The organism is Dactylosporangium sp. NPDC051087 (assembly GCF_055586325.1).
Genome location: NZ_JBVJIJ010000033.1, coordinates 1 through 18830, shown reverse-complemented (window position 1 = coordinate 18830; position 18830 = coordinate 1). Strand labels below are relative to the sequence as shown.

The 18830-nt window shown below is 73.6% G+C and carries 18 protein-coding genes; 13 read left to right on the top strand and 5 right to left on the bottom strand.

Annotated elements, in window-relative coordinates; all coding sequences use genetic code 11:
* Positions 1-10: 10 nt before the first annotated feature.
* The 3 genes from ACZ6TV_RS44720 to ACZ6TV_RS44710 are packed head-to-tail and all read left to right on the top strand — an operon-like array spanning position 11 to position 2477.
* On the top strand, positions 11-1249 hold the full coding sequence (locus tag ACZ6TV_RS44720; protein ID WP_465305799.1) for an AMP-binding protein: 1239 nt from the start codon (positions 11-13) through the stop codon (positions 1247-1249).
* Positions 1246-1470 carry a hypothetical protein gene (locus tag ACZ6TV_RS44715; protein WP_465305797.1) on the top strand — a complete coding sequence of 75 codons (225 nt, stop codon included), beginning with the start codon at positions 1246-1248 and terminating at the stop codon, positions 1468-1470. The genes ACZ6TV_RS44720 and ACZ6TV_RS44715 overlap by 4 nt, the downstream gene beginning before the upstream one ends.
* On the top strand, positions 1467-2477 hold the full coding sequence (locus ACZ6TV_RS44710) for an Acg family FMN-binding oxidoreductase (protein ID WP_465305795.1): 1011 nt from the start codon (positions 1467-1469) through the stop codon (positions 2475-2477). Before ACZ6TV_RS44715 ends, ACZ6TV_RS44710 begins: the two co-directional genes overlap by 4 nt.
* Before the next feature lie 28 nt (positions 2478-2505).
* On the opposite strand, the gene ACZ6TV_RS44705 is transcribed toward ACZ6TV_RS44710, so the two are convergent.
* Positions 2506-2718 carry a DUF1918 domain-containing protein gene (locus ACZ6TV_RS44705; RefSeq protein ID WP_465305793.1) on the bottom strand — a complete coding sequence of 71 codons (213 nt, stop codon included), beginning with the start codon at positions 2716-2718 and terminating at the stop codon, positions 2506-2508.
* 335 nt (positions 2719-3053) lie between these two features.
* On the opposite strand from ACZ6TV_RS44705, the gene ACZ6TV_RS44700 reads away from it, so the two are divergent.
* The 4 genes from ACZ6TV_RS44700 to cydC all read left to right on the top strand — a co-directional run bounded on the left by ACZ6TV_RS44700 (position 3054) and on the right by cydC (position 9171).
* Entirely contained in the window at positions 3054-4448 is a 1395-nt protein-coding gene (locus ACZ6TV_RS44700) for a cytochrome ubiquinol oxidase subunit I (protein ID WP_465305791.1), read from the top strand.
* 12 nt (positions 4449-4460) lie between these two features.
* Entirely contained in the window at positions 4461-5465 is a 1005-nt protein-coding gene (gene cydB, locus ACZ6TV_RS44695) for a cytochrome d ubiquinol oxidase subunit II (protein ID WP_465305789.1), read from the top strand.
* The gene (gene cydD / locus ACZ6TV_RS44690) at positions 5462-7096 is read left to right on the top strand and encodes a thiol reductant ABC exporter subunit CydD (protein ID WP_465305787.1); all 1635 of its coding nucleotides are present in this window, start codon (positions 5462-5464) and stop codon (positions 7094-7096) included. The genes cydB and cydD overlap by 4 nt, the downstream gene beginning before the upstream one ends.
* 161 nt (positions 7097-7257) lie before the next feature.
* Positions 7258-9171, top strand: coding sequence for a thiol reductant ABC exporter subunit CydC (gene cydC, locus ACZ6TV_RS44685; protein ID WP_465305785.1), 1914 nt, complete (start codon positions 7258-7260; stop codon positions 9169-9171).
* A gap of 86 nt (positions 9172-9257) precedes the next feature.
* On the opposite strand, the gene ACZ6TV_RS44680 is transcribed toward cydC, so the two are convergent.
* From ACZ6TV_RS44680 to ACZ6TV_RS44670, 3 genes are read right to left on the bottom strand one after another with little or no spacing between them, the layout of a single operon-like run.
* Positions 9258-9404: a hypothetical protein gene (locus tag ACZ6TV_RS44680; protein WP_465305783.1), complete on the bottom strand. Its 147-nt coding sequence runs from the start codon at positions 9402-9404 to the stop codon at positions 9258-9260.
* Positions 9405-9430: 26 nt separating this feature from the next.
* A complete protein-coding gene (locus ACZ6TV_RS44675; protein WP_465305781.1) occupies positions 9431-9715 on the bottom strand; it encodes a hypothetical protein in 285 nt (94 codons plus the stop codon).
* Positions 9716-9765: 50 nt separating this feature from the next.
* Positions 9766-10998, bottom strand: a complete 1233-nt coding sequence (locus ACZ6TV_RS44670; protein ID WP_465305779.1) for an acetyl-CoA hydrolase/transferase family protein — start codon at positions 10996-10998, stop codon at positions 9766-9768.
* 332 nt (positions 10999-11330) lie between these two features.
* Between ACZ6TV_RS44670 and ACZ6TV_RS44665 the strand changes: the two genes are divergently transcribed.
* Complete coding sequence (locus ACZ6TV_RS44665; RefSeq protein WP_465305777.1) at positions 11331-11663, top strand: cupin domain-containing protein; 333 nt, start codon at positions 11331-11333, stop codon at positions 11661-11663.
* 14 nt (positions 11664-11677) lie between these two features.
* On the opposite strand, the gene ACZ6TV_RS44660 is transcribed toward ACZ6TV_RS44665, so the two are convergent.
* Entirely contained in the window at positions 11678-12868 is a 1191-nt protein-coding gene (locus tag ACZ6TV_RS44660; protein ID WP_465305775.1) for an EAL and HDOD domain-containing protein, read from the bottom strand.
* 270 nt (positions 12869-13138) lie between these two features.
* Here ACZ6TV_RS44660 and ACZ6TV_RS44655 point away from each other — a divergent pair, with 270 nt between their 5' ends.
* The 5 genes from ACZ6TV_RS44655 to ACZ6TV_RS44635 all read left to right on the top strand — a co-directional run.
* Positions 13139-13801: a CBS domain-containing protein gene (locus ACZ6TV_RS44655; protein WP_465305773.1), complete on the top strand. Its 663-nt coding sequence runs from the start codon at positions 13139-13141 to the stop codon at positions 13799-13801.
* Positions 13802-13828: 27 nt separating this feature from the next.
* A complete protein-coding gene (locus tag ACZ6TV_RS44650) occupies positions 13829-14755 on the top strand; it encodes a universal stress protein (protein WP_465305771.1) in 927 nt (308 codons plus the stop codon).
* Between the two features lie 2 nt (positions 14756-14757).
* Complete coding sequence (gene adhE / locus ACZ6TV_RS44645) at positions 14758-17481, top strand: bifunctional acetaldehyde-CoA/alcohol dehydrogenase (RefSeq protein WP_465305769.1); 2724 nt, start codon at positions 14758-14760, stop codon at positions 17479-17481.
* 68 nt (positions 17482-17549) lie between these two features.
* Positions 17550-18533, top strand: a complete 984-nt coding sequence (locus tag ACZ6TV_RS44640) for an Acg family FMN-binding oxidoreductase (RefSeq protein WP_465305767.1) — start codon at positions 17550-17552, stop codon at positions 18531-18533.
* 148 nt (positions 18534-18681) lie between these two features.
* Positions 18682-18830, top strand: a 149-nt coding sequence (locus ACZ6TV_RS44635; RefSeq protein ID WP_465305967.1) for a phosphoketolase family protein, incomplete at its 3' end; no start/stop codon positions are given.

Sequence of the window (18830 nt, the reverse complement as noted above, 5' to 3'; positions counted from 1 at the left end):
AGCAGCCCGGATGGTGTACGCACCGATCACCAAGCCCGCGACCGTCGTGGCCCACGCCAACATCAGCGACTACCGGTGGGTGCGGCACGACTTCACCTGGTCGGCGGCGCGACGCTGGCTGGCCGGCACGCCCGGCGGGCCCGGCCTGAACATCGGCGGCGAAACGGTCGACAGGCACGTCCGCGACGGCCGTGCGGACGCCGTGGCGCTGCGCTGCCTCGACCGTCGCGGCGGACAGCGGGACGTGACCTACGGCGAGCTGATGCGGCAGACCAACCGCTTCGCCAACGCGCTCGCCGCGCTCGGCGTCGCACCCGGCGACCGCGTGTTCGCGCTCCTGGAACCCGGGCCGGATCTGTACGTCACGGCGCTGGGCACGCTGAAGTACACCGCGGTGCTGGCGCCGCTGTCCCCGGCGGCGACGACGGAGGAGATCCGGCAGCGGCTGGTGCTGGGCAACGCGACCACGCTCGTCACGACCGCCGACCTGTACGAGCGGAAGGTGGCGCCCGTCCGCGCGGAGCTGCCGGCGCTGCGCCACGTGCTGGCCGCCGGGGACCGGTTGCCCGCCGGTGGCGTCGGCCTGGAACGGGCCATGGCGGCGGCGGACGACCGCTTCACCGTGCCACCCACCGACGGCCGGCGGACGGCGATGCTGCAGTTCACCCGCGGCACCACGGGACCGCCCAAGGGCGTGTTCCACGCGCACGAGGCGGTGGCCGCGCACCACGCGACCGGGCTCTACGCCCTCGACCTCCAGCCGGACGACGTCTTCTGGTGCACCGCCGATCCCGGGGACATGACCGGAACCGCCTATGGCGTCATCGCCCCGCTGACCCACGGCGTCACCGTCCTGGTCGACGCCGGCGACCTCGACGCCGAACGGTGGTACACCAACGTCTCCCGGCACCGGGTCACGGTCTGCTACACCACGCCGCCCACGGTGCGGACGCTGATGGGAGACGGCACCGAGCCGGCCGCGCGGCACGACCTGTCCGCACTGCGGCTCGTCGCCTCGGGCGGCGGTCCGCTCGGCGCCGAGGCCGTGCTGTGGGGGACGCGGGCGCTCGGACAACCGGTGCACGACACGTGGTGGCAGACCGAGACGGGCGCCATCATGATCAGCAACTTCGCCGGCGTCGACATCCGGCCCGGCGCCATGGGACTGCCCGTGCCGGGCGTCGAGGTCGGCCTGCTGCACCCCGCGGGGACGGGCACCCCCGCGCGCGGGACGGCGCCGGCACCGTGATCGACCGGCCCGACACGGTCGGCGAGCTCGCCCTGCGGCCCGGCTGGCCGTCGATGTTCCGCGGCTACCTGGACGACGACGCCCGCTACGAGCGGTGCTTCGCCGGCGGCTGGTACCGCTCCGGCGACCTGGCCGGCCGCGACAGCGACGGCTACTACTGGTTCGCCGGCCGGGCCGACGCCGCCCCGCCGACACCGTCCACCCTGGAGACCCCGCGATGACCACGACACCCGAGAACCCGGCGCTTCCGGCGCAGACGGCGGCGCTGCACCTCGCCGCCGAGGAGGCCGGTCACGCGCCGTCGATCCTGAACACCCAGCCCTGGCGGTGGCACATCCACGACAACGTGCTCGACCTGTACGCGGACACGACCCGGCAGCTCGGCGCGATCGACCCGCAGGGACGCCTGCTGACGCTCAGCTGCGGCGCCGCCCTGCACCACGCCCGGGTCGCCCTGGCGGCCGGCGGTTTCGAGCCGGTGACGGACCGCCTGCCCGACCCGGACCGCCCGGCCCTCCTCGCCCGGATACGGGCCGGCCGCGAACGACCGGCGGAGCCCGACGACCGGATCGCGTACCGCGCCATACGCCGCCGGCACACCGACCGGCGCCGCTTCGGCCCGACCCGCGCGGTGAACGCCGACGAGCTGGCCAGGCTGAGCGCGGCGGCCGAAGCCGAACACGCCCGCCTGTACCGCATGACCCCCGACGACATCGGATACCTGGCGCACGCGACCGAGCGCGCGCAGATCATCGGCGCGAAGGACGAGCGGCGCGTCGCCGAGCAGTACGAGTGGACGCACCGCGAGCCGGGCAGCGCGGACGGCGTCCCGGGCGACACCGTCCCGTCGGCCGGCGACCGGCCCGTGCCGCTGCGTGACTTCGTCCTCGGCGACGAGGCGACCCTCGACCCGGGCCCGGAGGACGACCGCGGCACCGAGTACCTGATCATCGTCACGGACGACGACGGCCGGGCCGACTGGCTCACCGCGGGCGAGGCCACCAGCGCGGTGTGGCTGGCCGCCACCGCCCAGGGGCTGGCCGCGTCGCCGATGAGCAGCGCCGTCGAGATCCCCGGCGCCCGGGCGCTCCTCGCCGGTCTCGTCGACCCCGCGGGCAACCCGCAGCTCGTGCTCCGCGCCGGGATCGACCCCGACCCCGCCCCGCTGCCGGTGAGCCCCCGCCGTCCGGCCCGCAACATCATCGACACCGGGGAGCTGTTCGGCTGACGCCACCGCGCCGCCCGCGACCGGGACCTCAGTCCCAGGTGGGGGAGTCGGTGGCGGATCCGGCCTCGATCCGGGAGTCCGACCCCGGGAACACCATCGTCTGGTGACCGTCGTCGAGCCACCGCACGACGTACGGCGGTGTGCCGTCCTCGTGCCGCAGTGAGATGATCACGCCGATACGCCGGTGGCCTCCGACCTGGCGTGCCTCCTCGATGATGCGATCACCGATCTTCGCGTGCATGAGTGTCTCCTCGGTCCGGCTGACATGACGTCACGACCTACCGCACGGGTGAGCCACCGGCCGTCATGAACACGTCAGCGACTGGTCCGGGTGCGGCGGTCGCAGCCCACCTGCCCGCTGCGGTGACCGCTCTACCCGGGCGTCAGGGTGGCCGCCGGGAATGATTCCGCGCGCGGCGGCGCCGGCCCGGCCGCCACCACTCCCGCAGTTCCATTCTGCTCCACCCGGTGCGGTCCTGGCGGGTCGCCGCTGACGGACTGCCGGGACCGTCGGTCCCGTCCGGACGTGCCGTTCGGCCCTGATGCGGCACCCGGGCGGCTCATGAGAATCGGGGCATGGACGCGCTGGATCTTGCACGGTGGCAGTTCGCGATCACCACCGTGTACCACTACATCTTCGTGCCGATGACCATCGGCCTGTCGGCGCTCGTCGCCGGGCTGCAGACCGCCTGGGTGCGGACCGGGCGCCCGGAGTACCTGCGCGCGACGAAGTTCTGGGGAAAGCTGTTTCTGATCAACTTCGCGATGGGCGTCGTCACCGGCATCGTGCAGGAGTTCCAGTTCGGCATGAACTGGAGCGCCTACTCGCGGTTCGTCGGGGACGTCTTCGGCGCCCCGCTGGCCATCGAAGGTCTCCTGGCGTTCTTCCTCGAGTCGACGTTCCTCGGACTGTGGATCTTCGGCTGGGACCGGCTGCCGAAGCGCGTCCACCTGGCGGCGATCTGGCTCGCGTCGATCGGCACCATGCTGTCGGCGTACTTCATCCTCGCCGCCAACTCCTGGATGCAGCATCCCGTCGGGTACACCTTCAACGCCGAACGCGGCCGGGCGGAGCTCACGGACATCGTCGCCGTCCTGACGAACTCGACGACCCTGGTGACCTTCCCGCACACCGTCACCGCGTGCTTCCTCACCGCCGGCGCGTTCATGCTGGCCGTGAGCGCCTGGCACCTGCGCCGCCGCAACCAGACCGAGGTGTTCCGGCCGGCGCTGCGGCTCGGCGCGTGGGTGGTGCTCGCCGCCGGCGTCGGTGTCCTCGTCACCGGTGACCTGCAGGCCCGGGTGATGACCGAGCAGCAGCCGATGAAGATGGCCGCCGCGGAGGCGCTGTACCAGACGTCCGAACCCGCCTCATTCTCGATCTTCACCATCGGCTCGCTCGACGGGCGCGAGGAGGTCGCCAGCGTGCGCATCCCGTCGCTGCTGTCCTTCATGGCGACCGGCAGCCCCAGCGGCTCCGTCGAAGGCATCAACGACCTCCAGCAGCTGTATTCGCAGCGGTACGGCGAAGGCGACTACGTGCCCTACGTGCCGGTCACCTACTGGTCGTTCCGCCTCATGATCGGCTTCGGCGTCCTCGCCATGGCCGTCGCCGCGGTCGCGCTGTGGCGCACCCGGAAGGGGCGGCTACCCGCGGGGCGCTGGCTGTGGACGGCCGCCGTTGCCACGGTCGCCATGCCGCTGCTGGCCAACTCGTTCGGCTGGATCTTCACCGAGGTCGGCCGCCAGCCGTGGACCGTCTTCGGCATCTTCAAGACCTCGCAGAGCGTCTCGCCGTCGGTGGCCGCGAGCACCGTCGCCACCTCGCTCGTCGTCTTGACGCTCCTGTACGGCACGCTCGCCGTCGTCGAACTGATGCTGATGCTGCGCTACGCCCGGGCCGGGGCACCAGAAATCGTCGTACCTGACGAGGAAGATGACGAAGACCGTCCACTGGCGTTCGCGTACTAGAGGGAAACGACCATGGAACTCACCACCGTCTGGTTCGCACTCATCGCCGTGCTCTGGGCCGGCTACTTCCTCCTGGAAGGCTTCGACTTCGGCGTCGGCATGCTGCTGCCGGTGCTCTCCCGCGACGAACGGGAGCGGCGCCTGCTCATCAACACCATCGGACCCGTCTGGGACGGCAACGAGGTCTGGCTCCTCGTCGCCGGCGGCGCGACCTTCGCCGCGTTCCCGGAGTGGTACGCCACGCTGTTCTCCGGCTTCTACCTGCCGCTGCTGATCATCCTCGTCGCGCTCATCCTGCGCGGGCTCGCCTTCGAGTACCGTGGCAAGATCGACTCCCCGCGCTGGAGGAGCCGCTGGGACCTGTGCATCGTCGCCGGAAGCTTCGTCCCGGCGGTCCTGTGGGGCGTCGCGTTCGGCAACATCGTCCGGGGCGTGCCCATCACCGCCGGACACGAGTACGCCGGCACGTTCCTCACCCTCCTCAACCCCTACGCACTGCTCGGCGGCCTCACGACACTGTCGCTGTTCGCGCTGCACGGCGCCGTGTTCCTGGCGTTGAAGACCGACGGGGACGTCCGGGACCGGGCCGGGCGCCTCGCGTTCCGGCTCAGCCTGCCCGCCGTGCTGCTCGCCGCCGGGTTCCTGCTGTGGACGCAGCTGACCCACGACGACGCGTGGGGCTGGGCGCTGTCCGCCACGGCCGCGGCGGCCCTGACCGGTGCGGTCCTCGCCACCCGGGCCCGCAGGGAGGGATGGGCGTTCCTGGCCACCGGGGCGACCCTCGTCCTCGCGGTCGCCGCCCTGTTCGTCACGCTGTTCCCCGACGTCATGCCGACCACCCTCGCCGGCGGCGACAGCCTCACCGTGAGCAACGCGTCGTCCACGCCGTACACGTTGAAGGTCATGACCTGGGTCGCGGTCTGCTTCACGCCGGTCGTGCTGGGCTACCAGTCGTGGACCTACTGGGTGTTCCGCCGGCGGCTGCGGGTCGAGCACATCCCGGCGGTCCGCCCGTGAAGCCCCTGGACCCGCGCCTCCTGCGCCACGCCCGGGCGACCCGCATCTACCTGGCGCTGTCCGTCGGCCTCGGCGTCGCCCTCGCCGCGCTGGTCGTGGCGCAGGCAACCCTCCTCGCGGACGGCATCACCGCCGTCCACCTGCACGGCGCCGACGTGGCCCGGATCGCGCCGACCCTCGCGTGGCTGGCCGCCGTCGTCGTGCTGCGGGCCGGGGTCGCCTGGGCGCAGGAGGTCTCCGCCGCCCGGTCGGCGGCCGCCGTGAAGCGCCAGCTCCGGTCGCGGCTGCTCACCCACGTCGCGACCCTGGGGCCGGGCGCCGCCGACACCGGCGAGGTCGCCACCCTCGCCACCCGGGGACTGGACGCACTGGACGCCTACTTCGCCCGGTACCTGCCACAGCTCGTCCTCGCCGCCCTGGTGCCGGTCGTCGTGCTCGCCCGGGTCGCGCCCGCCGACCTTGTCGCCGCCGGTACGATCGCCGTCACCCTGCCGCTCATCCCGGTCTTCATGGCGCTCGTCGGGCTGCACACCGAGGCGGCGAACCGGCGCCAGTTCCGGCTCCTGGCCCGGCTGTCGCACCACTTCCTCGACGTCGTCGCCGGCCTGCCGACCCTGCGCGTGTTCGGCCGCGCGAAACGGCAGGCCGGGATCATCGCCCGGATCAGCGCCGAGCAGCGCGCCACCACCATGCGCACGCTGCGGGTCGCGTTCCTGTCATCGCTCGTCCTGGAACTGCTCGCGACGCTGTCCGTGGCGCTCGTCGCGGTCGGCATCGGGCTGCGCCTCGTCGACGGCAGCCTCGGCCTCGCCACCGCGCTGCTGGTGCTGATCCTCGCCCCCGAGGCCTACCTGCCGCTGCGCCAGGTCGGCGCCAACTACCACGCCAGCGCCGAAGGGCTCGCGGCCGCCACGTCGGTGTTCGAGATGCTCGAGCGGCCGCTGCCGCCGCGCGGGACCGCACCCGCACCGGCCGGCGCCATCCGGTTCGACGATGTCGCCGTCCGCCACGGCGGCCGGTCCGACGCGTCGCTGCCGCCGTTCACCGCCGAGATCCGGCCCGGCGAGGTGGTCGCCCTGACCGGTCCCAGCGGCTGCGGCAAGTCCACGGCCCTGGCCGTCCTGCTCGGATTCGCCGTGCCGGACACCGGCAGCGTCACCGTCGGCGGTCACGACCTGAGCACCGCCGACCCCGACGAGTGGCGGCGGCGGGTCGCGTGGCTGCCGCAGCGGCCCTGGCTCAGCACCGGCACGATCGCCGACAACATCCGCCTCGGCGTACCGGGCGCCACCGAGGACTCGCTGCGCCGTGCCGCGGCGCTCGCCGGCGCGCTGGAGTTCATCGACGCGCTGCCGGAGGGGATGTCGACCAGGCTCGGCGACGACGGCGCCGGCCTGTCCGCCGGGCAGCGCCAGCGCATCGCGCTGGCCCGCGTGTTCCTGCGCGACGCCGCGGTGGTCCTGCTCGACGAGCCGACCGCCAATCTCGACGCCGCGACGGAGGCGGGCATCCTCGCCGCGATCCGCACCCACGCCACCGGAAGGACCGTCATCATGGTCGCCCACCGGCCGGCACTCATCGCCGCCGCCGACCGGAGCATCCCCGTCGGACGTACGGCGGTGCCGGCATGACCGCCATCCACGGCCCGGACATGACCGCCGTTCACGGTGCGGTGGGTGCGGGCGGTGCGGACGTGTCCGCCGTCCACGGTGCGGGCGGTGCCGGCGGTGCGGGCTTGACCGCCGTCCACGGCGGGGGCCACGCGGACACAGCCGCCGTCCACGGTGCGGACTTGACCGCTGGCCACGGTCAGGGCCACGCGGACCTGTCCGACGTCCATGGTGACGGCCGCACGGACCTGTCCGCGGTCCGCCGGGTGGGCCGACTCGGCGGCACGACCGCTTCGGCACGGCGCGACGGTGACCAGGTGCCCCGGCGGCAACGCGGCGAGGACCCGGTGACCGGTGCGGCGCGGGACCTCGGTCAGGCTGTCGAGGGCGTGAAGCGCGACGGTGCCACCGGCCGTGCCGGTCTCGTCGCCGGGGTGCTACGGCTGTGCCGCCCGGCCGCCGGTCAGCTCGGCCTGGCCCTGGTCGCCGGGGTCGGCGCGGCCGGTGCCGGGGTCGGGCTGATGGCGACCTCGGCGTGGCTCATCTCGCGCGCCGCCCAGCACCCGCCGGTGCTGCACCTCATGGTGGCCATCGTCGCCGTCCGGGCGTTCGGCATCGGCCGCGGCGTGCTGCGTTATGTCGAACGGATCGCCGGCCACGACGCCGCGTTCCGGGTGCTGGGCGGGCTGAGGGTCCGCACGTACCGGCGGCTGGAGCGCCTCGCACCGGCCGGCCTCACCGCGTTCCGCCGCGGGGACCTCGTCGCCCGCCTCGTCGACGACGTCGAGTCGGTGCTCGACGTCATCGCCCGCGTGCTGCTGCCCGTCGCCGTCGCCGCCGTCACCGGCACCGCCACGGTGCTGCTCGTCGGCAACCTGCTGCCGGTCGCGGGCGTGGCGCTCGCCGCGGGGCTGCTCGCCGTCGCGGTCGGGGTGCCGATGATGCAGGCGGCGGCCGTCCGCCGCGCCGACGCCCGGCTCGCGCCGCTGCGCGGTGCGCTGGCCGCCGGCACCGTCGACCTGCTGCAGGGGCTGCCCGATCTGATCGCGCAGGGCGCCGTCGGGCACGCGCTGACCGCGCTGGACCGCACCGACCGGCGGCTGCTCGCCGCGGCCCGCCGCTCCGGCGCCGCCGCCGGCGTGTCGGCGGCGGTCACCGCGTCATGCACCGGGCTGAGCGTCCTCGCGGGCCTCGCCGCCGGTGCCGTCGCGGTCCGGGCCGGCACGCTGCCGGGCGAGCTGCTCGCCGTCGTCGTGCTGACCCCGCTCGCCGTCTTTGAGACCGCCGGCGCGATCCCCGCCGCCGCGCAGCGCCTCGCCGCGGCCCGCGCCGCGCTGGGGCGGCTCGCCGAGATCGCCGCCGCCGCGGACCCGGCGCCCGACCCTGCCGTGCCCGCGCCGCTGCCGGACGGTCCGCCGACCGTCCGCCTGGAGGGGGTGTCCGCCGGCTGGACGCCGGGGCAGGTCGTGCTCCGCGACGTGTCCCTCACGCTGCGTCCGGGGCGCCGGGTCGCGCTCGTGGGACCGAGCGGCGCGGGCAAGAGCACGGTCGCGGCGCTGCTGCTGCGATGGCTCGATCCGCTCGCCGGGCGGGTGACGCTCAACGGCGTCGACACCCGCGACCTGCGCGGCGACGACGTGCGCCGCACCGTCGGGTACCTCGGCGACGACGCGTACCTGTTCGACACCACCATCGAGGAGAACCTGCGCGTCGGCCGCCCCGCCGCGACCGTTGCCGAGCTGGAGGCGGCCCTGGGCGCCGCGCGGCTGCTGGACTGGGTCAGGAAGCTGCCCGCCGGGCTCGCCACACCCGTGGGCGAGCACGGTGTCACGTTGTCCGGCGGTCAGCGCCGCCGGCTCGCGCTGGCCCGGGTGCTGCTGGCCGGCTTCCCGGTCCTGATCCTCGACGAGCCGACGGAGCACCTCGACGACGGCACCGCCGCCGAACTGACCCGCGACCTGCTCGCCGCGACCGAGGCCCGGGCGGTCCTGCTCATCACCCACCGTCCGGACGGACTCGGCGACGTCGACGAGGTCGTCACCCTGCCGCCGGCAGCCCAGGACGGCTCCCGGGCGTCCGCCACGAAGCACGGCTGAACACCGCCGCGGCGATGTTCGTTCAGTGCCGGAGCTGGTCGAGGGCTCTGCGGACCACGGTCGCCGCGTCGTTCGGATCGGTGCGGTCAAGGGGCCGCGGCCAGGTCACAGACCGTCTCCTCCAGGACCCGGACCCGCGATTCGAGGAGGCGGAGGCGGACCAGCACCTCAGCCGGCAGGACGTGGCCGCCGGAAGGCTCCTCCGGCGGGACGGCGTCGCTCGCGGTGGTCATGGGATCCCCTTTCCGTACCTCGGCCGTCATACCTTCGGGATCCGGACCGGACGCTCGATCGCGTCCTGCTCGGCCATGGCGGCCATGGCGGCCCGATACGAGGCCCTGTCCAGCGAGCCGGACATGAGCCGGTGGACGGCGTCGCTCTCGATGCGGCCGCGGCGGCGTCCGTCACGGGTGGCGAGCCACGTCGCGATCCGTGGCCGGTGGTGTCCGCCTGCCGGCGGGTCGTGGCGGATCGCCTGGACGTGCAGGGCGATCAGCGCGACGTAGACGGCGGCGATGAGCGTGGCCACGACCATGACTGCCACCACCGGACTCTTCCCTTCCATTGTGCGCCCGCTCCGGCATCCCGCCGCCGTCAGCGCAGCGGCAGCCCGAAGGTCCGGCCCGCCGCACGCAGCCCGTCGCGGGCGTCCGGGTGCGCGGCCCGGTCGACGATCTCCTGGGCCTGCTCGACGCTGTCCCGTCCCCAGATCGTGGCGGTGCCCTGCTCGGTGACGATGGAGCTGTGCTGGAACGACGTCACCGGACCGGACACCAGTGGCACCACCGACGACACGTCCGCCTTCGGGTGCCAGGATCGCAGCGCGATGACGGCGTGCCCGCCGGGGGAGTGCATGGCGCCGACGATGAAGTCCGTCTGACCGCCGAAGCCGGAGTGCGTACGGTTGCCGACGCGGGTCGCGTTCGCCTGGGCGAAGAGGTCGACCTGCAGCGCGCTGTTCACGCTCATCAGGTTCGGGTGCGCGGCGATCGTGCCGGGGTCGTTCGTCTTCTCGGTGCGGAGCATGCGGATCCGCGGGTTGCGGCCGACCCAGTCGTACAGCTCCGCCGAACCGAAACAGAAGGAGGCGGTCACGGGCGTGTCCCAGTCCAGGCAGCCGGCCTTCTCCAGGGCGAGCGCGCCGTCGCTGAACATCTCCGACCAGATCCGAAGGCCGCGCCGGTCGAGCAGGGCGTCGAGCGTCGCATCCGGGATCGCGCCGATGCCGAGCTGCAGCGTTGCCTGCTGTGGTACCAACGCGGCCACCCGCTCACCGATGGCCGCCGACACCGCGTCGGGCGCCGCGACGGGGTGCGTCGCGAGCGGCTCGTCGACCTCGAGGATGTAGTCCACGGCCTCCAGCGGCAGCACGGCGTCGCCGTAGGTCACCGGCATCGCCGGGTTCGCCTGCGCCACGACGATGCCGCCGCGGGCGCGCACCGCCTCGACGGCCGCGGGCAGGACGTTGACCTCGACGCCGAGGCTGACCGCGCCGCCGTCGGGCGGGGAGGTGTGCAGCAGCACGACGTCTGGCGCGAGCCGCTGCCGGAACAGGTGCGGCACCAGCGACAGCCGGCACGGGAAATAGTGCAGCCGCGGGTGCCCGCGCATCCCGGGGCCGACGAACGCGGACTCGTAGCCGACGCCCTCCCGGTCGGGCAGGCCACGCTGGGCGTTGAGCATGAACAGGCGGAACTCCGCGACGGCGGCGTCGACGGCGGAGAGCAGGCGGCCCGGGGCGGCGTAGTTGCCGCTCGCGACGATCCGGGGCGTGCCCGGTAACGCGCTGAGCATCCGCGCGAGTTCGGGCTCGGTCACTGTTCGCATGCGCCGCTCCTCGTCCAGGACCTCCGCCGGGGGTACGGCGGCCCGTGAATCACGCTAGGCGGCGGCCGGAGGGGCCGGGCAGGGCCGGACGGCACCGATCGGGCCGTCCCGCCGGCCCTGCCCGGCGCGGGCACAACGTCCCAACGATGACAGGGCGTTGTGCCCTGTGCGGGCCTGCCCCGCTCGGGTCACAGTTCACGTGTCCGGGAAGGTGGGAGCGACGACGTCGATGCGGGCGACCTCGTCACCGGCTACGAACTGACCGCCGCCGGGCCGGCCTCACCTCGCCCGCACGACGTGGGTGCCCTCGTCCGCCGAGTACAGGAGCCGTCATGAACACGTCATCGTTGCCGTCCCTCGTCGAGCGGCACCTGAGCACCGCCCGTGGCGCCGCGGCCGGGCGCAGCGCCCAGACCCTGTACGGCGGCCACGGCAGTGCCCTGCACCAGACGCTCCTTGCCCTGGCCGCCGGGCGGCGGCTCGACGAGCACGAGAACCCGGGCGAGGCGACGCTGCACGTGCTGCACGGCCGGGTCCGGCTCGCCACCGCCGCTGAGAGCGCCGAGGGCGGCGCCGGGGACCTGCTCGTGATCCCCGACGCCCGGCACAGCCTGGAGGCCCTCGAGGACGCCGCCGTCCTGCTCACCGTCGCCAGGCCCCGGTGACGGCCCGGCCGGGCTCAGTTGGAGCGGATCGCCTGCGCCGTGCGGGTGGCCCAGGCCAGGGCCGCCAGGTGCTGCCCGAGCATGTCGCCGTCCGGGCCGGACGGCGACGTCCCGTGCGCGTGGGCGTGGACGGTGGCGAGGACGTGACCCAGGGGGCCGGTGCCGTGCAGGAGCGCGTCGCTGACGGCGGGAGCCAGGGGCAGTGAGCCGGCGAGGGAGCTGACCGGCATGCCGAGCAGCCCGGCGACGGCGTCGAGCAGCCCCGCGGTGAACGCCTCGTCGCCGGCGAGGCCGGTGCTCTCGGCGATCAGCCGGCACAGCTGCGCGTGGACGAGGATGTCGGCGGTCTGCTCCTCCCCGGCCTCGGTGAGGTCCCCGATGAGCATGAGGGTCACCCAGTTGCGGATCTGCGCGGCGCCGAGCATGACGACGGCCTCGTGCACCGACGACACCCGGTGCGCGTTGCCGGCCGCGGCGGTGTTGACCGCCTTCAGCATCCGGTAGCTCAGCGCCGGGTCGCTGGACACGATGGACACGATCCGGTCCAGGCCCACGTCCGGCGCCATGAGCAGGCCGAGCAGGTGGACGCAGCGCAGCCGGGACGCGCTCAGGGTGCGGGCCGACACGACCGCCGGGCGGCTCAGCGCGTACCCCTGGAAGAACTCGAACCCGAGGGCGTGCGCCTCGGCGACGTCGTCGGCCGTCTCCAGTCGCTCGGCGACGAACCGCAGGTGCGGGTGCGCGGCACGCACGCCGAGGATCGCCTGCCGCTGCTCGGCGGTCGTACCGAGGAAGTCGACCTTCACGTAGCTCGCCAGGCCGAACAGGCGCTCGTGCCCGGAGCCGGACACGAAGTCGTCGAGGGCGATGACGTAGCCGCGGTCGACCAGGGCGGCGACGCCCCGCACGAGCCGGTCGTCGACGTCGACCGTCTCCAGGACCTCCAGCACGGCGTGCTCGGGCGCGAACGGCACGGGCAGCTCGCCGAGGAGGAAGTCCGCGGTCAGGTTGATGAAGCACGGCCGGCTGCCGGCGAGCTCGTCCAGGCCGACGGTGGTGAACGCGGCGACCATCACCTGGCTCGTGGCGAGGGCCCCGCCGTTCGTCGCGGAGCTGGCGCCCGGCGCGTTGCGGAACAGCAGCTCGTACGCGGCGATGTCGCCCTGCCGGTCGTAGATCGCCTGCCGGCCCACGTGGACATCCATGACCTCAGGTATGACGTTCGACATTCGCTTCCCGATCGGTATCCGGCAGCACACTCTGTGTCACCAATGGTGTCCGGTCCGGCCCGTGCGCGGCGACCGCCGAACGTCCACGCCCGTCGCCGACCGGTGTCCACCGACCGGCGGGTCCGGTCCCGCGATCGGAGGACTTTCGGCCCGTGTGCCGTGCCCGGCGCCGGACCAGGGTGGAAGGCAAGGCAACGCCCCACGGAAGGGAGCAGGTCGATGCATCCGCTGTTGGTACGTGATGTGATGAGCACGGGTGTGGTCACCGTCGCACCCGATCTCGGCTACAAGCAGATCGTCGACCTGCTCGTCGACTTCGGCGTCAGTGCCGTCCCGGTCGTCGACGACCAACGCCACGTGCTCGGCGTGGTGTCGGAGGCGGACCTGCTGCACAAGGTCGAGTTCAACGGCGCGGAGGTGCACGCCAGGCTGTTCGAACGCCGGCGCCTGCGTCTGGCGAAGGAGAAGGCGGCCGGCGAGAGCGCCGCGACGCTGATGACGGCACCCGCGGTCACCGTCGCCGCGTCGGCCACCCTCACCGACGCCGCCCGGCTCATGGAGCACCGCGACGTGAAGCGGCTTCCCGTCGTCGACGACGCCGGCAACCTGGTCGGCATCGTGTCCCGCCGTGATCTGCTGCGGCGCTACCTGCGCGACGACGACGCCGTCCGCGCCGACATCATCGACTCCGTCCTGCGCGGCGTCATGTGGATCGACCCGGTCGAGGTCGGCGTCGCCGTCGCGGACGGGCACGTGACCCTCACCGGGAGGATCGACCGGCGCAGCAGCGCCCAGATCGCCGTCCGGCTCATCCGCGGCCTCGACGGTGTCGTGGGCGTCTCCGACGACGACCTCGCGTGGGGCTTCGACGACACGACGCCCCGGCTCACCCACACCTTCGACGCCTGACCCCGCGCAGACCTCACGGAGGGCGACATGGCCGCACGGTTGCGGGTCGTCGTGGGATTCGACGGCTCGGCGGACTCCTGGGCCGCGGCGAGGTTCGCCCTCGGCGAAGCGGTCGCTGGCCATGGCGTGGTCCGGGTCCTGCACTCGCTGCTCGACCGGCCCGCGTACGCGAGGTTGCTGCCACCCGATCTGACCGCCGACGCGCAGGACGAGGCGCGCAGGCTGCTCGGCGCCGTCCGTGAGGAGCTCGTGCGGGCGGCGCCCGGAGCGGACGTGCGGACGATGATCGTGCCGCGGGCCGCCGGTGCCGCGCTCGTGCGGATCTCGCGGTCCGCGGACCTGGTCGTGCTCGGCCGTCACGGCCACGGCAGGCGGCCGGCCGTCGGGTGTCATCGCGTCCACACCGGTGCCGTCGCGGCCCAGATGATGACCTACGCGTCCTGCCCGGTCGTCGTCACCGGCCCCGGCGACGTCCTCGGGGGACCGGTGGTCCTGGGACTCGACGCCGCCGCGCCGTCGGCGGCGGCGATCGGCTTCGCCTTCGAGGCGGCGCAGCGCCGCGGTGCCGACGTCCGCGTCTGTTCCGTCCTGACGTGCGGCGGCCGGTTCGACGACGCGCGCGACGACGCGGACGCCCGCGAGTCCCTGAGCATGACCCTCGCGGGCCGGCGGGCCGCGTTCCCCGACGTCCCCGTCGCGCTGGACGTCCTGCACGGCGTCGACGCCGCGGCCCGCCTGCTCGACGCGGCCGCCGACGCCGGACTGGTCGTCGTGGGCGCCCGGGAGCGCACGGGCGTGCCGCGGGGCGGTGCCGGGACGGTGCCGGGCACGCTCGTGAGGAACGCCACGTGCCCGGTGGCCGTCGTCCCCACGCCGCACCACGACGCGGGACGTTGGTCATCGCCTGCCGGGACGTCGGGCACTGAGCACGTCGCCGGGACCGTCGAAGGATGAACGTGCGGGCCGCAACGGCCCGCACCGCCCTCGGGAAGGACGTGATGACGGTGACCGGGACCCTCGCGCCGCCGCTCGCCGAACAGCTCGACGCGCCCGTCGAAGGCGCGGCGCCGGCGGTCGACCGGCTGGTGGCCAAGGCGCTGCGGGCACTGGAGGCCTACGCCGGGCTGGACCAGGAGCAGATCGACCACATCGTCAAGAAGGCGTCCGTCGCGGCGCTCAGCGAGCACGGCCGCCTCGCCGGGCTGGCGGTCGAGGAGACCGGGCGGGGCGTGTTCGAGGACAAGGCGGTCAAGAACGTCTTCGCCTCCGAACACATCGCGCACAGCCTCGCCGGCCTGCGCAGCGTCGGCGTCGTGTCCCGCGACGAGATCAACGGCATCGTCGAGATCGCCGAGCCGGTCGGGGTCGTCTGTGCCGTCACCCCGGTCACCAACCCGACGTCCACCACCGTGTTCAAGGCGCTGATCTCGCTCAAGACCCGCAACCCCGTCGTCTTCGCGTTCCACCCCGCCGCCCAGCGGTGCAGCGCCGAGGCCGCCCGCGTCGTACGCGACGCCGCAATTGCCGCGGGTGCGCCGCGCGACTGCGTCCAGTGGATCGAGGCGCCCTCGATCGAGGCGACCCAGACGCTCATGCGGCACCCCGGGGTGGCCGTCATCCTCGCCACCGGCGGGGGCGGCATGGTCCGCGCCGCCTACTCGGCCGGGAAGCCGGCGCTCGGCGTCGGGCCCGGCAACGTCCCCGCGTACGTCGACCGCAGCGCCGACGTCGTGCGCGCCGTCCACGACATCGTGGTCTCCAAGACGTTCGACAACGGCATGATCTGCGCGTCCGAGCAGGCCGTCATCCTCCACGACGCCATCGCCGACCAGGCCGTCGCGCAGTTCGAGCGGCTGCACGCCCACGTCGCGACCCCGCACGAGAAGCAGCTGCTGGAGCGGTTCATCTTCGGGGTCACGGCCGGCGGCGCCGGCGCCGCACTCAACCCCGACGTCGTCGGCCGCGCCGCCGCCTGGATCGCGGCCGGAGCCGGTTTCGAGGTCCCCGCCGACACCTCGGTCATCCTCGTGCCGGTCGAGGAGGTCGGCCCCGGCGAGCCGCTGACCCGGGAGAAGCTGTGCCCCGTCCTCGCGGTGCTGCGCGCCGGTTCGGCGCGGGAAGGGTTCCGCCTCGCCGAACAGATGGTCGAGCTGGACGGGCTCGGGCACAGCGCGATCATCCACACCGCCGACGCCGCGACCGCCGAACGCTACGGCCGGCAGGTCAAGGCGGTCCGGATCATCTGGAACTCGCCGGCGTCGCAGGGCGGTATCGGCGACGTCTACAACGCCTTCCTGCCGTCAATGACGCTGGGCTGCGGCAGCTACGGGCGCAACTCGGTGTCCGGCAACGTGTCGGCGGTCAACCTGCTCAACATCAAGCGGATCGGCCGGCGCACCAACAACCTGCAGTGGTTCAAGGTCCCGCCGAAGATCTACTTCGAGCCCAACGCCATCCGGTACCTGTCGGAGATGCCCGACGTCCACCGCGTCACCATCGTCACCGACCCGACGATGACCAGGCTCGGCTACGTCGACCGGGTCCGCGGCGTCCTGCGCGCCGGCGCCAACCCGGTCACCGTGCAGATCCTCGACAGCGTCGAACCCGAACCGACGATGGCGACGGTCGAGCGCGGCGCCGAGCTCATGCGGTCCTTCCGGCCCGACACGATCATCGCGCTCGGCGGCGGGTCGCCGATGGATGCGGCGAAGGTGATGTGGCTGCTGTACGAGCACGCCGACGTCGAGTTCACCGACATGCGGGAGAAGTTCTTCGACATCCGCAAGCGGGCCTTCACCTTTCCGGCCCTCGGCCGGCTCGCCCGCCTCGTCTGCATCCCCACCACGTCCGGCACCGGCGCGGAGATCACCCCGTTCGCGGTCATCACCGACACGGCGACCGGCATGAAGTACCCCCTCGCGGACTACGCGCTCACCCCGACCGTCGCCATCATCGACCCGGTGCTGACCGCCGACCTGCCGCCGAACGTCACCGCCGACAGCGGCTTCGACGCCCTCACCCACGCCACCGAGGCGTTCGTCTCCGTCTACGCCAGCGACTACACCGACGCGCTGGCCCTGCACGCGATCAAGCTCGTGTTCCAGCACCTGCCGGCGGCGGTCCACCACGGCGGCGCCGACCCTCTGGCGCGGGAGAAGATGCACAACGCCGGATCGATCGCCGGGATGGCCTTCGGCAACGCGTTCCTCGGCATGGTCCACGCGCTCGCACACACCCTCGGCGCCACGTTCCACATCGCCCACGGGCGCACCAACGCGATCCTGCTGCCGCACGTGATCCGCCACAACGGCAAGGTGCCGGCGAAGCTGAACGCCTGGCCGAAATACGAGCGGTACGTGGCACCCGAGCGGTTCCAGCAGATCGCCCAGGCGCTCGGGCTGCCGGCCCGCACCCCCGAGGAGGGCGTCGAGTCCTACGCCGCCGCCGTGGAGCGGCTGCGCGCCGAGGTCGGCATCGAGGCGTCGTTCCAGGCCGCGGGCGTCGACGAGCAGACGTTCCTGGAAGCGCTTCCGCAGCAGGCGATGAACGCCTACCTGGACCAGTGCGCCCCGGCGAACCCGCGGATGCCGATGCTCGAGGATCTCCGCGAGATCATGCGCACCGCCTACTACGGCACGACCGGCCCGCAGGACAGGACCGTCGGCCCCGTCGAGGCGTGACCACCGGCCCTGCCGCCCGGTCCGTGTCCAGGCGATCGTTGACGTGAAGCACCGACAGGGAGCCCGCCATGACACAGCATCCGCGAGCCGAGATCGACCAGGTCGCCGAGGCCTCGATCGCGGCGCTGCGCGCACCGTCCATCCTCAACACCCAGCCGTGGCGGTGGCGGCTCGCCGGCAACCACGCGGAGCTGTGGGCCGACCGGTCCCGCCGCCTGGACGGCATGGACCCCGACGGCAGGCTCCTGCTGATCAGCTGCGGGACCGCGCTGCACCACGCCACCGTCGCGTTGCTCGCCGTCGGCTCCGACGCCGACATCACCCGGCTGCCGGACCCGGCCCGGCCGGACCTGGTGGCCCGGATCCGGCAGGGGCGACCCTGCGCCGCGGACCACTTCCTGTACCGCGCGATCTACCAGCGGCGCACCGACCGGCGTCCGTTCAGCGACACGAGGCCCACCGGCGCGGTCCTCGACGAGCTCCGGGCCGCCGCCGCGCGGTACGGCGTGCACCTGCACGTGGTCCGCGACGATCAGGTCACCGCCTTCGCGTCGGCGGTGGCGCACGCCGGCGAGGTGGAGCGCGGCGATCCGCGCTTCCGCGACGACATGCTCGCCTGGACGACCCGCATGCGGGCCGCGCGCGACGGGGTGTCGGCGCGCGGCACCGTGCCGGCGACACGCCGCGCCGTCCCCCCGCGGGACTTCAACCTGGCGCGGCCGGCCGCGCTCGAACCGGGCACCGGGTCGGACCGCGGCACCGTGTACGCCATCCTCACCGTCGACGCCGAGGAGCCGAAGGACTGGGTGGCCGCGGGGGAGGCGCTGTCGGCGGTCTGGCTGACCCTCACCGCCCGCGGGCTCGCCGCCTCACCGATCAGCGAGGTCGTCGAGGTGCCGGCCGTACGGGTCGCGCTGCGGCGGCTGCTCGGCGGCGTGGGCCATCCGGCGATCGCCATGCGGGTCGGCGTCCCCGTCGACGACCTGGAGCCGGTCCCGGCGTCCGCCCGCCGCTGCGGCACCGACGCCATCGAGCTGCCCGGGCAACCGTGAGCTTCGCGCTACGCCGCCCGCCCTGGCGGCGTAGCCTCGGGTTGGTATGCCCGGGACGACTGTTGACCTCAAAACCACAGCCTGAACACGCATATCGGAGAAAGGACGTCCGGTGACCACTGTCGCGGACCGCAGCACCGACGAAGACCTGACCCGCACGCTCGGCAGCCCCGGCGACGACGAGGTCGCCCAGCTCGACGCGTGGTGGCGGGCGAACAACTACCTCACCGTCGGCCAGATCTACCTGCAGGGCAATCCGCTGCTTCGCCGCCCGCTCACGCCGCAGGACATCAAGCC